At 68.3% G+C, this 13,127-nt stretch carries 10 protein-coding genes; 8 read left to right on the top strand and 2 right to left on the bottom strand.

Annotation, left to right across the window (positions count from 1 at the left end; all coding sequences use genetic code 11):
* Positions 1-7: 7 nt before the first annotated feature.
* Positions 8-1,246, bottom strand: a complete 1,239-nt coding sequence (locus WFJ17_RS17210; protein WP_251441615.1) for a helix-turn-helix domain-containing protein — start codon at positions 1,244-1,246, stop codon at positions 8-10.
* Positions 1,247-1,742: 496 nt separating this feature from the next.
* On the opposite strand from WFJ17_RS17210, the gene WFJ17_RS17205 reads away from it, so the two are divergent.
* The 8 genes from WFJ17_RS17205 (at position 1,743) to WFJ17_RS17170 (ending at position 11,358) form a co-directional block, all read left to right on the top strand.
* A complete protein-coding gene (locus WFJ17_RS17205; protein WP_336649044.1) occupies positions 1,743-2,795 on the top strand; it encodes a hypothetical protein in 1,053 nt (350 codons plus the stop codon).
* 472 nt (positions 2,796-3,267) lie between these two features.
* Positions 3,268-5,517, top strand: coding sequence for an arylsulfatase (locus WFJ17_RS17200; RefSeq protein ID WP_336649043.1), 2,250 nt, complete (start codon positions 3,268-3,270; stop codon positions 5,515-5,517).
* A gap of 135 nt (positions 5,518-5,652) precedes the next feature.
* The gene (locus WFJ17_RS17195) at positions 5,653-6,684 is read left to right on the top strand and encodes a LacI family DNA-binding transcriptional regulator (RefSeq protein WP_336649042.1); all 1,032 of its coding nucleotides are present in this window, start codon (positions 5,653-5,655) and stop codon (positions 6,682-6,684) included.
* A complete protein-coding gene (locus WFJ17_RS17190; RefSeq protein ID WP_336649041.1) occupies positions 6,681-7,937 on the top strand; it encodes an ABC transporter substrate-binding protein in 1,257 nt (418 codons plus the stop codon). Before WFJ17_RS17195 ends, WFJ17_RS17190 begins: the two co-directional genes overlap by 4 nt.
* Positions 7,938-7,954: 17 nt before the next feature.
* Positions 7,955-8,851: a carbohydrate ABC transporter permease gene (locus WFJ17_RS17185; protein WP_251441629.1), complete on the top strand. Its 897-nt coding sequence runs from the start codon at positions 7,955-7,957 to the stop codon at positions 8,849-8,851.
* Complete coding sequence (locus WFJ17_RS17180) at positions 8,851-9,687, top strand: carbohydrate ABC transporter permease (RefSeq protein ID WP_374208765.1); 837 nt, start codon at positions 8,851-8,853, stop codon at positions 9,685-9,687. The genes WFJ17_RS17185 and WFJ17_RS17180 overlap by 1 nt, the downstream gene beginning before the upstream one ends.
* A gap of 15 nt (positions 9,688-9,702) precedes the next feature.
* The gene (locus WFJ17_RS17175) at positions 9,703-10,677 is read left to right on the top strand and encodes a glycoside hydrolase family 130 protein (RefSeq protein ID WP_336649040.1); all 975 of its coding nucleotides are present in this window, start codon (positions 9,703-9,705) and stop codon (positions 10,675-10,677) included.
* A gap of 78 nt (positions 10,678-10,755) precedes the next feature.
* Positions 10,756-11,358 (top strand): HD domain-containing protein, encoded by a 603-nt coding sequence (locus WFJ17_RS17170; protein ID WP_336649039.1) that lies wholly within the window; start codon positions 10,756-10,758, stop codon positions 11,356-11,358.
* Positions 11,359-11,377: 19 nt separating this feature from the next.
* Here the strand turns inward: WFJ17_RS17170 and WFJ17_RS17165 are convergent, their stop codons facing one another.
* The gene (locus WFJ17_RS17165; RefSeq protein WP_336649148.1) at positions 11,378-13,117 is read right to left on the bottom strand and encodes a GDSL-type esterase/lipase family protein; all 1,740 of its coding nucleotides are present in this window, start codon (positions 13,115-13,117) and stop codon (positions 11,378-11,380) included.
* Positions 13,118-13,127: the final 10 nt, after the last annotated feature.

The raw sequence follows: 13,127 nt of genomic DNA, 5'->3' as shown, positions 1-13,127 counted from the left end.
GGCGGTGCTACGGCACCGCCAGAACCACCTTCCCCAGCAGACGGCAGGTGCGCAGTGCGAGTTCGACATCCGGCCGCTGCGTCGCGAGCGGCTGGGGCAGCATCCGCCTCGCCTGGTCGACGCGGTATTTGACGGTGTTTCGGTGCAGAGTCAGCTCCGCGCCGGCCGCGACGAAACTCTGATCCAACCGCAGGAACACGGCGAGCGTTTCGCGAAGACGCGCGCACGTCGTCGTGTCGAGAGCGAGATCCCCGAGTGCGGATGCTACCCAAGCCCGCGTCACAGCGAGATTCTGGGAGAGAATGCCTACGACCCCGGCATCCGCGAACGTGACCGCGTTCGAGGGGGCATCCTGACCCGCGGCCTCGAGGACGGAGAAAGCAGTCAGCGCCTCGGAATGAGTGAGACGGAACCCGGAGAGGTCCGCGTGCACACCTCCGGCGGCGAGTCTGAGCAGATCATTGCCGGTCCATCCGGATGCCGCGAGGACGAGATCGTCGGCATCCGCATCACCGAACCACGCCCACGCAGTGGTCTCGTCTTCCAGTGTGACGAGGGGGGAGGCCGCCCCGATCTCCGTGGCGAGGCGTCCGACCGCTGACGTCAGCGCGGCAGAATCGGAACGACCGTCCCCGAGACGCGCGACGATTCCGACATGCCGGCGTCCGAGGCGGTAGCCGAGTGCTCGTTCGGCGTCGACCGCATCCGTGGGGGAACCAGAGAGCAACTGCAGCACCCTCGCTTTGTGGGCGGCTACCCGTGTCTGCGCGAGGCGGTCGACTTCTGCGTCGTAACTGCCGGCGATCTGCAGCAGGAAGACTCGCTGATGCAGTTGGGAACTCAGCTCGTTGATTCGCAGAACTCCAGCGATGGCCAGCTCGCGGGACGGGCTGGCGGCATCGATCCGCTCGACATATTGCCGCATCAGCAACGAGTGCTCCAACTGGTAAGCGCGCAAGATCGAACTCAGCGGATAGCCCCGCTGAGCGACGCGACGCGCCCACATCGTCACTGATGGTGGAGCATGAACGTCAGCGGGATCGATCCCGTGCGCAACGACCTCGATCTCAGTCGACAGCGTGTCCCGCACCGTCGTGCGCATGAGAGCCAGCAGCGGCGGGTCTGCGGCGATCCCCGGAAAGGCATCGAGCTGCATCCTCAGATGCTCGTCTTCGAGCGCGCCGAGGTCATCGCCCATCGACCGCGACACCCCCATGAGGAGCGAGTCGACGGCCGAGACTTCCACGATGCAAACATAGCGTTCTCGGGTGCGGACGCGCGTGCTCGGATGCGCGGCCCGCCCGAGGACAACCCGAGCCCGCGGTCAATCGCCGCGCCGCTGCCGCCGGAGCCCCAAGGAACCAGGTGTGCGAGCGCGCACTGACATCGGCACCTGGTTCGTCCGCCGGGCGCTCGCCGCGGATCGCTCCTCGCCGCCTCCCCATAGCCCGCATCCTGCTTCTCCGCTCGAGCCCCGCGATCTGCGATCTGCGATCTACGATCTGCGATCTGCGATCTGCGATCTGCGATCTGCGATCTGCGACATGCCATATCGCACAGGTAGTGCAACAGGTAGAAGTACGGATCGACCCCGATGGCGCTCAACGCGAGCATTGAGGCTGATCGTGTGCGTCGTTCGATCTCCCGCCTGGAGCGGGGCGGAGGGCGCATACGGACACCGCCGACGCGCAGGGATTGTTTCGTCCCGCGTCAAGACGAATCGAAGGCTCAAGGGGAAAAGTATGTCCGACGACCAGCACGCAACACAGCCCGCATCCAAGAAACACGACATGATACGCCGGCGCACGATCGTCAAGGGGGCGGCGTGGAGCGTGCCAGTCATCGCCGCCGCCGCTGCCGCACCGATGGCGGCAGCCAGCTGCGGCACGTCCTCAGGCACGTTCACGACGCCGTCAGCGGGGGAATTCGCTGTGACCATCCCCGCGTGCGCCACCAGCGTGACCTTCGTCGTGGCCGGCGGCGACGGGCAGCGCATCTCCGCCACAGACGTCGGCCGCGGCGCCGTGATCTCTGGCACGCTCGCGCTCACATCCGGTACCTCGCACGTCATCACCCTCATCGCAGGCGAGTCGCCGAACGGAGGAGCGATCCCCCGTGTCGGCGGCATCGGCTTCGGGAACGGCGGCACAGGTTACGGAGCAGTCGGTGGTGGCGGCGGTGGGAGCGCCATCCTGCTCGACGGCGTCCCGAGTGTGGTCGCCGGTGGAGGCGGTGGCGGGGGAAACCCCAACGTCACGGCAGGAAACCCGGGCGACAGCGTCATCCGGTTGCTGGCACCTGAATCCGGCGTGAATGCCGGGAAGGGAACGGCGGACGACCCTGCGGGAACGTCCACGGGTTATGGCAACAAGAGCACCTACAACGGCGCACTGGTACTCGCCGTGGGTGGCGGCGAGGGAGCGACCGGCAGCACGGGAGGCGCTGCCGCGGCACCCGTCGTCTACGGTGCAGGAGCTGCGGGAACAGAGTATCCGGGCACGGCCGGCGGAAATAACGGGACGGGGAACCACGGAGGCGGCAACGGCGGCGACGACGGGCTCGCTTCGCTCCCGTCGGGCGCGGGGGCCGGCGGCGGGGGCGGCGGCTGGGCCGGCGGCGGCGGCGGCCGCGCGGTGAGCAAGACCGCAGGGGGGAACCCCACCGGCGTCCTCTACCTCGGCACTCAAGGAGGAGCAGGCTCGAGCTTCGTCGGCGGGACCGGGGTGACTGTCGCGAGTGACGGCCCTCGGACCGATGCGCGCGGAAACGGTTCGATCGTGATCAGCTGGTCCTGAACCACGCCAGCAAGTCGCACACCCCGGAACCGCCCGTATCCGGTGGCGGATCGGGAAGCCGCCGCCACCGGATTGGCAGTGTTCCTTCCCCGTTCTCTTCGATCCACCCGTAAGAGGTGACCCGTGCGGCGGGTGCGCTCGTGGGGAGAGCGCGCCCGCTCGCTTTCAGAACCGTTCGCTGGAAGCTGTTGGTAGTTTCTTGCTTGTCTGCCGTCACGGTTGCTTTCGGAAACACAGAACACGCGTGAGTTGCAGACAGGGGGAATCAGCAACCACGACGAAGCTAACGAAAAGCCTTCTCGGTTCGCCGTGACTCTCCTAGCTGTTCCAGGTCGAGTTATCGACGAGCATGAATGATGGGAGTTCCCTCATGCCGTTACCGTTCGCCGGCAGGATCGCTGCAGATGTTCGAGAGTCGGAACCGGACTGGAAGCCGTATCTCGAACCCACGGCCCCAGAGGGTGCTCCGAACGTGCTGTTCGTGGTGTGGGACGACATCGGTTACGGCGCCTGGGACCTCTACGGCGGCCTTATCGAGATGCCGACGATGCGGCGCATAGCTGAGCGGGGTGTGCGCCTGTCGCAGTTTCACACCACTGCTCTGTGCTCGCCGACTCGCGCCGCTCTTCTGACGGGACGCAACGCGCAGAGCAACGGCATGGGAACGATCGGCGAGATGGCCGACGGGTTCCCCGGCCTCAGCTGTCTGATCCCGCGGGAGAACGGCATGCTGCCCGAGGTGCTGCGCGATCGGGGCTATAACACCTTCGCGATCGGCAAGTGGCATCTGAGCCCGGCCGTCGAGATGGGAATGGGGGCTTCCAAACGCACCTGGCCGCTCTCCCGCGGCTTCGACCGGTTCTACGGCTTCCTCGGCGGTCTGACCGACCAGTGGTATCCCGACCTCACCTACGACAACCACCCCGTGGATCCGCCGTCCCGTCCTGAAGACGGCTACCACCTGTCTGCGGACCTCGCGGACAAGGCGTTGGAGTTCTTGCGCGACTCCCTCTCGGCAGCCCCCGGCAAGCCCTGGTTCGCATATCTGGCACCCGGCGCCGGGCACGCCCCGCACCACGCCCCGCGAGCGTGGAGCGACCGATACGCGGGGGCCTTCTCGATGGGCTACGAACGCTACCGCGAGATCGTGCTGGAGAACCAGAAGCGCCTCGGCCTCATGCCCGAGAGCACGGTGCTGCCTCCGGTGAATCCCTATTCCGACGTGGTCGGGCCCGCAGGGCAAAGCTGGAACGAGAGCGATCGGGTGCGCGAATGGGATTCGCTCTCACCCGACGAGCACCGCATGCTGGAACGGCAGGCCGAGGTGTTCGCCGGGTTCCTCTCGTACACGGACGCCCAGGTCGGTCGTGTCATCGACTTCCTCGAACAAAGCGGCCAACTCGACAACACCGTCATCGTCGTGGTCAGCGACAACGGCGCGAGCGCGGAGGGCGGGCCCACCGGTTCCGTCAACGAGAACCGCTGGTACAACGGAGTCCCAGAGGATCCCGACCTGAACCTCTCCCTCCTGCAGGATCTCGGTCTGGAGAACACCCACCCGCATTACTCCAACGGCTGGGCCATGGCGTTCAACACACCCTTCAAGATGTACAAGACCCACGCCTCGTTCGAAGGAGGAGTCGCAGATCCTGCCCTTATCTCATGGCCCGCTCGCATCCCGGCGCGCACGGATCCGATCACGGCATACGCCCACGCGATCGACATCGTTCCCACCGTGCTCGAGGCGATCGGGATCGAGGCTCCTGAGGGTATCGCAGGTATCCCGCAGTCCCCCATCGAAGGTGTCAGCTTCTTCCGCTCGCTCCTCGACGAGGGAACGGCCACCACCAAAGCGCATCAGTTCTACTCGATGCTCGGCACCCGCGGAGTCTGGGCGGACGGCTGGCATGCCAGCGCAGTCCATCCCCCCACGCCCTCCGGTTGGGGGCGCTTCGACGAAGATCGTTGGGAGCTTTACCACCTGCCCTCCGACCGGAACCAGCTGCAGGACCTCGCAGCCGAGCGGCCAGCGAAGCTCGCCGAGCTCGTGCGGCTTTGGGATGAGCTCGCCACGAAATACAACGGCTACCCCCTCGACGACCGCAACTCCGAGGAAATCCTCGCGGTCGAGCGGCCCAACATGACCGGCCTTACCGACACGCTCGTGCTCTATCCCGACGGTGCGCCGATCTCCGAACACGGCGGAGGCCCCGAACTGCCGCATCGGTCATTCTCGATCACCGCCGATCTCGACATCGAGGACGCACAGGCCGCGAAAGGGGTCATCTACTCCCTCGGTGCGCGCTTCGGCGGACACGCACTGTTCCTTAAGGAGAACCGGGTCCGCTACGTCTACAACTGGCTCGGCGAGCAGGAGCAGGAACTGGCCGCTGCGGCGCCGGTATCTGCGGGCCGCCACGTCATCGAGGTGCGCTACGAAATCGACGGCTTCGCCGGCATCGTCCCCGAGGGCGTCGCGACCTTGACGATCGACGACGAGATCGTCTCGCAACGCCGGATCCGCACGCAACCCGGCTACTTCAGCCTCTCCGGCGAGGGGGCGACTGTCGGCCGCGAAGTCGGACAGCCCGTATCGACGACATACAGTCCCCCGTTCGCTTTCACCGGGGGCGCCATTGACCGGGTCGTCGTCCGCCTGATCGGAGACCAGATTCCGCGGGATCCTGCGGCGCAGATCAACGAAGCGTTCGGTCGCGACTGATCCGATCCGGCGAAGCATGATCCGAGGGCGGCGTTTCCTTCGGATGGGAAACGCTTGACACAAGAAATCAAACCGGTTTACCGTCAAGGTATCAAACCGGTTAACCACCCGGTTTGAGAATGGTAGGGGGACGCCATGAGCAAGGCCACGATCGCTGACGTCGCGCGCATGGCGGGCGTCACCAAGGCGACCGTCTCGCACGCCCTCAGCGGCAATCGGCCCATCTCGGAGGAGACCAGGGCCCGGGTCCTCGCCGCCGCGGAGGAGCTGAACTGGGTTCCGAGCCAGAGCGCACGCGCACTCGCGACCCGCCGCGCGAACGCGATCGGGGTCGTGCTGGCGCGGGATCCGGACGTCATCGCGAACGACTCGTTCTTCGCCGCGTTCATCTCGGGCGTCGAGTCCGTGCTCGCCGAGACGGAGACCGCCTTGATGCTCCAGGTGGTCCCCGATCGCGCGGCCGAGGAGCGCGCCTACCGGACGATGATGCACGGACGCGCCGACGGCGCGATCCTGCTGGACCTGCGGGTGGACGACTGGCGCGTGCCGCTGCTCGAGGAGCTGGATCTGCCGACGGTGATCGTCGGCGCCTACGATCAGCGCCACGACTTCTCCTGCGTGCGGACCGATGACGGCGCGCCGATCCGCGAGATCGTGGAGCATCTGAAGGCCCAGGGGCATCGCCGCATCGCGCATGTCTCCGGTCCGCTGGACTACGTCCACTCGCGCGTGCGAGCGGCCGCATACGTCGGCGCCGTGGGAGATGCCACGCTGCTGCGCGAGGGCGACTTCACGGCGCGCAGCGGTCGAGAACGGACCGCGGAGCTGCTCGCGCTCCCCGAGAAGCCGTCGGCGATCCTCTACTCGAACGACACCATGGCGATCGCCGGCCTCTCCTACGCGCGGGCACAGGGGCTCGTGATCCCCCGTGACCTCGCCATCTCCGGCTTCGACGACGATCAGCTGTCCGCCTACCTCTCGCCGGGGCTGACGAGCGTGTCGTCGGATCCGGCCGCCCGAGGACGTGCGGCTGCCCGCCTGCTCCGCGCCGAGATCCTCGGGGCCCAGCCGCGCACGGAGGTCGTGGACTGCAACGTGGTCCATCTCCGCGAAAGCACCCAGGGACCCGCGGCAGCGGGCCCCGACATGTCAAGGAGGACATCATGAAGAAGCTCTGCGCCGCGGCGGTCATCGGGGCCGCGGCCCTCGTCGTCACCGGCTGCTCGGCCGGCAACGGCCCGGCGCAATCGTCCGACGGCACCGGCCCCATCGACGTCTGGCTGTCGAACAACGAGCAGGAACTGGCCTGGGGCCACTCGGTGGTCGACGCATGGAACAAGGCGCACCCCGATCAGAAGGTCAAGGCGCAGGAGATCCCGGCGGCGAAGTCGTCCGAAGAGGCGATCACCGCCGCGATCACCGCCGGGACCGCGCCCTGTCTCGTGTTCAACATCGCTCCCGCGGCGGTCTCCGGCTGGGTGAAGCAGGGCGGCCTCGTCGATCTCAACACGATGAAGGACGGCGCGGACTACATCTCCGGACGAGGCGGCGACGTCGACGCCTACGCGACGGACGGACACTTCTACCAGCTGCCGTGGAAGTCCAACCCCGTCATGGTGATGTACAACAAGAAGCTCTTCGCCGCGGCCGGCGTGGATCCCGCCACCATGAACACCTACGACGGGTTCCTCGCCGGGGCTCACGCCCTCGTCGCCTCGGGCGTGCAGAGCGCGATCTGGCCGGCTCCGACCAGCGAGTTCTACCAGCCGTGGTTCGACTACTACCCGCTCTACCTCGCCGAGACGAACGGCACGAAGCTGGTCGAGAAGGGCAAGGCGACGTTCGACAGCGCGGAGGGCAAGAAGGTCGCCGACTTCTGGGCGGAGATGTACGCGCAGAAGCTCGCTCCCCAGGAGGCCTCCACCGACGATGCGATGTCCGCGGGCACCACCGCCATGCAGCTCGCCGGCCCGTGGGCCATTCCGTCGTACGCGGACACGGTCGACGTCGGGTTCATGCCCGTGCCCACCTCCGACGGCCGCGCGAACCCCACGACGTTCGCCGACTCGAAGAGCGTGTCGATGTTCACCTCGTGCAAGAACCAGGGCACGGCGTGGGCCTTCCTGCAGTTCGCCACGGACGAGGACAACGACGGACTGCTGCTGAAGACCACCGGCCAGATGCCGATGCGCACGGGACTGGCGAAGACCTACTCCGAGTACTTCACGGCCAACCCGAGCTACGTCGCCTTCGCCGCGCAGTCCGAGCACACCGCGGACGTCCCGAGCATCCCCAACTCCGTCGAGGCATGGCAGGCCTTCCGGGACCAGTACTCGGCATCGGTGATCTTCGACAAGAAGCCCGTCTCGGCGTTCCTCAGCGACGCGTCCCAGAAGATCGACACGCTCGTGAGCAAGTGAGCCGGATCGAGCCGACCATGTCGCACAAGGCACGGCTGCGCACCCGTCTGCTGGGTGCGCAGCCCCTGGGCGGGCTGTTCGCGCTGCCCTACTTCGTCTTCATCCTCGCGATCTTCGCGTATCCACTGGCCTTCGCCGTCTACATCGCGTTCCACGACTACTTCTTCACCGCGCCGGGCGTCGAGCCGAACCGGCCGTTCGTCGGCTTCGACAACTTCGTGACGGTCCTGACCGACCCCAAGGTGTGGGACGCGTTCCGCAACACCCTGGTGTTCCTCGTCATCAACGTCCCCCTGACGGTCGTGCTCGCGATGGTGCTCGCGACCGCGCTGAACTCGGGCATCCGAGGGGTGGCCGCGTACCGGGTCGCCTTCTACGTGCCCTACCTCACCGCCAGCGTGTCCCTCGTCGGCGTCTGGATGCTCCTGTTCTCGAAGAACGGGCTCGTGAACACGGTGCTCGGCCCGCTCGCACCCCACCCGTCCTGGCTGGTCAACAGCGCCCTGGCGATGCCGATGATCGCCCTGTACGTCACGTGGAAGCAGCTCGGCTTCTACATCCTCCTGTACCTCGCGGCCCTGCAGAACGTGCCCAGGGAACTCTACGAGTCGGCCGAGACGGACGGCGCGGGAGTGCTCGCACGCTTCCGCCACGTCACGGTGCCCGGGGTGCGCAACGCCACCGCCCTGGTCCTGATCCTCTCGATCATCACGGGCGCGAACCTGTTCACCGAGCCCTACCTGCTCACCAGCGGCGGCGGGCCGGACGGGGCGTCGACGACCCCGGTCCTGCTCATCTACCAGCAGGGCATCCAGCAGCAGAACCCGGACACGGCGGCGGCGATCGGCATGCTGCTCGTGCTCCTCGTCGGGGCTCTGTCCCTGGTCGCCAGCCGAGCCACGAGGGAGAGATGATGCACACCCGCCGTCCCGCCCGATGGATGAGCATCGCCCTGCTCACCGTCGCCGCGATCGCCTTCGCCTTCCCGTTCTACTTCATGGTCGTCGGAGCGTTCCAGGAGAACCCGACCAACTCCCCGGCATCCCTGATCCCCACGGGCGGGTGGACCTGGGACAACTTCGTCCGCATCGACTCGCGCATCGACCTGCTCGGCTCCCTGGCGAACTCCCTCATCTTCACGGGCGGAGTCCTGCTCGGCACCGTGGTGTTCGGGCTCCTCGCCGGATTCGCCCTCGCCCGGCTCGACTTCCGCGGCCGCGGGGTGCTCTGGGTGCTGATGATGCTCGTGCAGATGGTCCCGTTCCAGCTGCTGATGATCCCCCTGTACGTGCAGATCACGCGCAGCTACGGGCTCGGGGACTCGTACGCGGGCATGATCCTGCCGTTCGCGATCAACACGACGGCCGTCTTCATCTTCACCCAGTTCTTCCGTTCGCTGCCCGCCGAGATCTTCGAGGCGGCGCGCATCGACGGCGCCGGCGAGCTCCGCACGCTCGTGTCCGTGGCGGTGCCCCTCATCCGCCCCGTGCTCGTGACGGTGATCCTGGTCACCTTCATCGGACCCTGGAACGAGTTCCTCTGGCCCTTCCTGATCACCAAGGACGCGGCCCTGCAGCCGCTCGCCGTGTCTCTGGCCAACTACATCTCGAACGTCGCCCAGTCCACCGCGAATCCGAACGGCGCGATCCTGGCCGGGGCCACGGCCCTCGCTCTGCCCGTGGTCGTCCTGTTCGTCGTCTTCCAGCGCTTCTTCACCGCAACCGACCTCGGCGCAGCCGTCAAGGGCTGACGCAGAAAGGGCCCCATGTTCACCGGCGCCGCCTTCCCCCTCGGACCGTTCACGCCCTACGCGGGCAACCCCATCCTGCGCCCGCGCGGCGACAGCTGGGAGTCCTCGAACCTGTACAACCCCGCCGCGCTCGTCGTCGGCGACGAGGTGCTGCTGCTGTACCGCGCGCATGCGGAGGACATCGTCTCGCACATCGGCCTCGCCCGCTCGAGCGACGGGATCCACTTCACCCGCGAGGACGCTCCCCTCCTGTCGCCGTCCGAGGACTACGAGCGCTTCGGCTGCGAGGACCCCCGCATCGCGGAGATCGACGGCACCTACTACCTCACCTACACGGGGTGGGATCGCCGCAGCGCGCAGCTGTGCCTCGCCACGTCGACGGACCTGCGCACGTGGACCAAGCACGGCCCCCTGTTCGACGACTTCGACACGTTCAGAACCGTGGATCCCCGCGGATTCAACTGTTCCAAGGCCGGGGTGATCGTCCCTCGCCGCATGCACGGCAAGTGGTGGATGTACTTCGGGGAGGGGGCGATCTACTGGGCCACGAGCGACGATCTCCTCCACTGGACCCCGGGCACCCCGGACACCGAGCCGATGTACTCGCCCACCCCCGGCACGTGGGACGAGGCCCTCGTGGAGATCGGCACGTCCCCGGTGCTCGCCGACAACGGACTGCTCGTCATGCTCACGAACGGTGCGACCCGCCTGGTGCACGAGGACGGCACGGTCGACGTCGACTACCGCTGCGGGCAGATCGCCATCGACCCCGACGATCCCACGACCGTGATCGCCCGCATGCAGGAACCCTGGCTGCAGCCGCAGACCTTCGAGGACACGCACGGACTCGTGTCGAACGTGACGTTCGTGGAGGGGCTGGTGAAGTTCCGGGGCACGTGGTTCGCCTACTACGGGCAGTCCGACACGACCCTCGCCGTGGCCGTGCACGATCCTCGGAAGGCCTGGGGGCGAGCGCTGCGGGAGGTCTGAAGGGAGAGAGGCCGTGCCCGTCCGACCACCGGATACGCTGATCCCACTCCCCTCTCCCGCGAACGACCGGAGCCCTCCATGCGCCTGCACGACTTCCTCCCGCCGGACACCGCAGCCACCCGCGGCGCCCAGGAACTGGTCGCGCAGTTCCATTCGCCGGGGCTGGGAAACCACGTGCAGCGCAGCTGGCTCTGGGCGGAGGCCTTCGCGGCGATCGAGGGACGCACGGGCATCGACCACGAGCTGCTCTACACCGCCGCGCTGCTGCACGACATCGGGCTCGCGCCGGCGTACGACAACCACCTGCTCGGGTACGAGGAGGCCGGCGGCTTCGTCGGCGAGGCCCTGACCGCCGGCGCCGGCTGGCCTGCCGCACGCCGCCTGCGCGTGAACGAGGTCATCGTCCGGCACAACTGGCCGTCGGTGGATCCGGCCGTGGATCCGGAGGGCTATCTGCTGGAGACGGCGACCGGGCTGGACATCTCCGGACGCCGCGACGAGGAGATCCCCGTGGACTTCCGCCGGGAGGTGCTCGCGGCGTATCCCCGCCTCGACCTCGCCGAGGAGTTCGGCGCCTGCGTGAGCGCGCAGTCGCAGCGCAAGCCGCACAGCCACGCCCGGCGGCTCGTCGACGGCGGGCTGATCGGGAAGCTCGCGGCGAACCCCCTCGAGCGCCTCTGATCCGAGCCCGGCCTCCGGCTCAGCGCCCGAGCGCCGCGCGCAGCGCCTCGGCGTAGTGCGGGGCGATCTTGTCGTGCCCCGCAGGGGTGAGATGCACGGTGTCGGCCTGCGGGGCCGAGTAGTCGCTGACCCACCCGGCGACCGAGACGGCGTACACCCCGGCGCGCCGGGCCTGCTCGGTCACGGCGGCGTCCATCGCCCGGCGTGCGGCATGGGCCGCGTCGCTGCGGCTCATGACGCCGTTCACGACGATCGCCGCATTCGGGTAGGCCTGGCGGAGCAGCCCGATCAGCTGCTCCTCGGCCGCGGTCACCTCCGCGACCGGTCGTCTCTGCGCGGCGTCGTTGCCCCCGAGGGTGATGATCACCGCGCCGGGATCCCCCTCCGGAAGCAGGACACGGTTGCTCGACACGCTCTCGGTGAACCCCGCCCCGATCCCACTGATGGGGGCGAGATACCCGGACCCGCCGAATCCGAACTTCACGACGTTCGCGAACCCCGCCCCGCGCGCGCCCTGTTCGATCCAGGAGTTGCCGCTGCACTGCGAGTCGCACAGGAGGACCGCGGTGGACGCGTCGACCGGTGTGCTCGGAACGGTGAGAAGCCGCCCCGAGCGCAGCACGGTCTGCCCCTTCTCCCAGGCCTGGTGCGTCCCGCGGTCATCAGCCCACGAGTCCTTCGCCGGCCAGCCGAACCGGGCAGGATCCGCCGACCAGATCGCGAAGCTGTCGGCGTCCAGTCGGAACACGCCGGCGCCCTCGTGCCACAGCAGCACACCGCCCGCGAAGCTCTGGTAGCGCCCGCCGGGCACGTCGACCTTGTCCCCCGTCGGCAGGCCCAGCTCGCCCTCGGGCCCGCCCAACTCCTCGTAGCGGTTCTGGATGTCGCCCGCCGTGGTGGCCCGGATCGCGTCCTCGCCGTCCGTCCGGTACAGCGCGCCGCCTTGGAACGACTGCATCGCACCGCCCTCGAGCCGCGATGCCTCCGCGGTCGGCAGGCCCAGCCATCCGCCGGCGCCGCCGCGGTCCCGGTATGCGGCGAGAAACGCGGCCTGCACCGAGACGGCGCCGGTGCCGGAGGACCACCACACCTCCCCGCCGTCGAACTCCTGCACCAGACGGTCGCCGACCGCGCGCTGAGTGCTCTTCGGGTAGCCGAGGGTGCCGAAGGCTCCCCCGGCGCGACGATGGGCCGCCGCGATGTCGGAGATCGTCGGCACGGGAACACCGGAACGGAGGTAGATCGTCCCGTTGATGAAGTCCTGCACGCGGGTACCGCGGCGGTCGGAGTGCGCCGGGCCCTTCGGGAAGCCGAGGCCGCCGCGCTCGTGGGCGTACCGCAGCCAGGAGCTCCAGAAGGGGCCGCGGACGAGGGTCGTCGCTCCATCGGCGGCGAAGACCCCGCCCCGCTGGAACGCCTGCCACGGCCGATCCCGCGATCCGCTCTCCGCCGCGATCGGAAGGCCGAGCGCCTCGACGCCGCCGAGATCGTGGAAGGCCTCGCCCACCGCGTCGTCGTGCACGATCTGCGCGAAGCCCGCGGGACCCGCATAGATCGAGCCGCGCCGGTAGTCCTGCGAGCAGACGCCCTTCGTGCACGTCTCGCGATTCCACGCTGCGCCCAGCTCGTCGCCGTGCCGGTGCCAGAGCGCACCGACCGGGCTGGTGGTGCTGATCGGCCGCGGCAGCTGCCATGCGAGCAGCAGCCCGGCGCCGGCCAGCACCGCCACCACGACGGCCGTGCCGAGCACGCGCCGCATCACCCGGAGG

It is taken from the genome of Microbacterium sp. MMO-10, assembly GCF_037148715.1.
Taxonomy (GTDB): domain Bacteria; phylum Actinomycetota; class Actinomycetes; order Actinomycetales; family Microbacteriaceae; genus Microbacterium.
The sequence above is the reverse complement of the archived record's forward strand: the minus strand, read 5'-3'. Positions and strand labels throughout refer to the sequence as shown.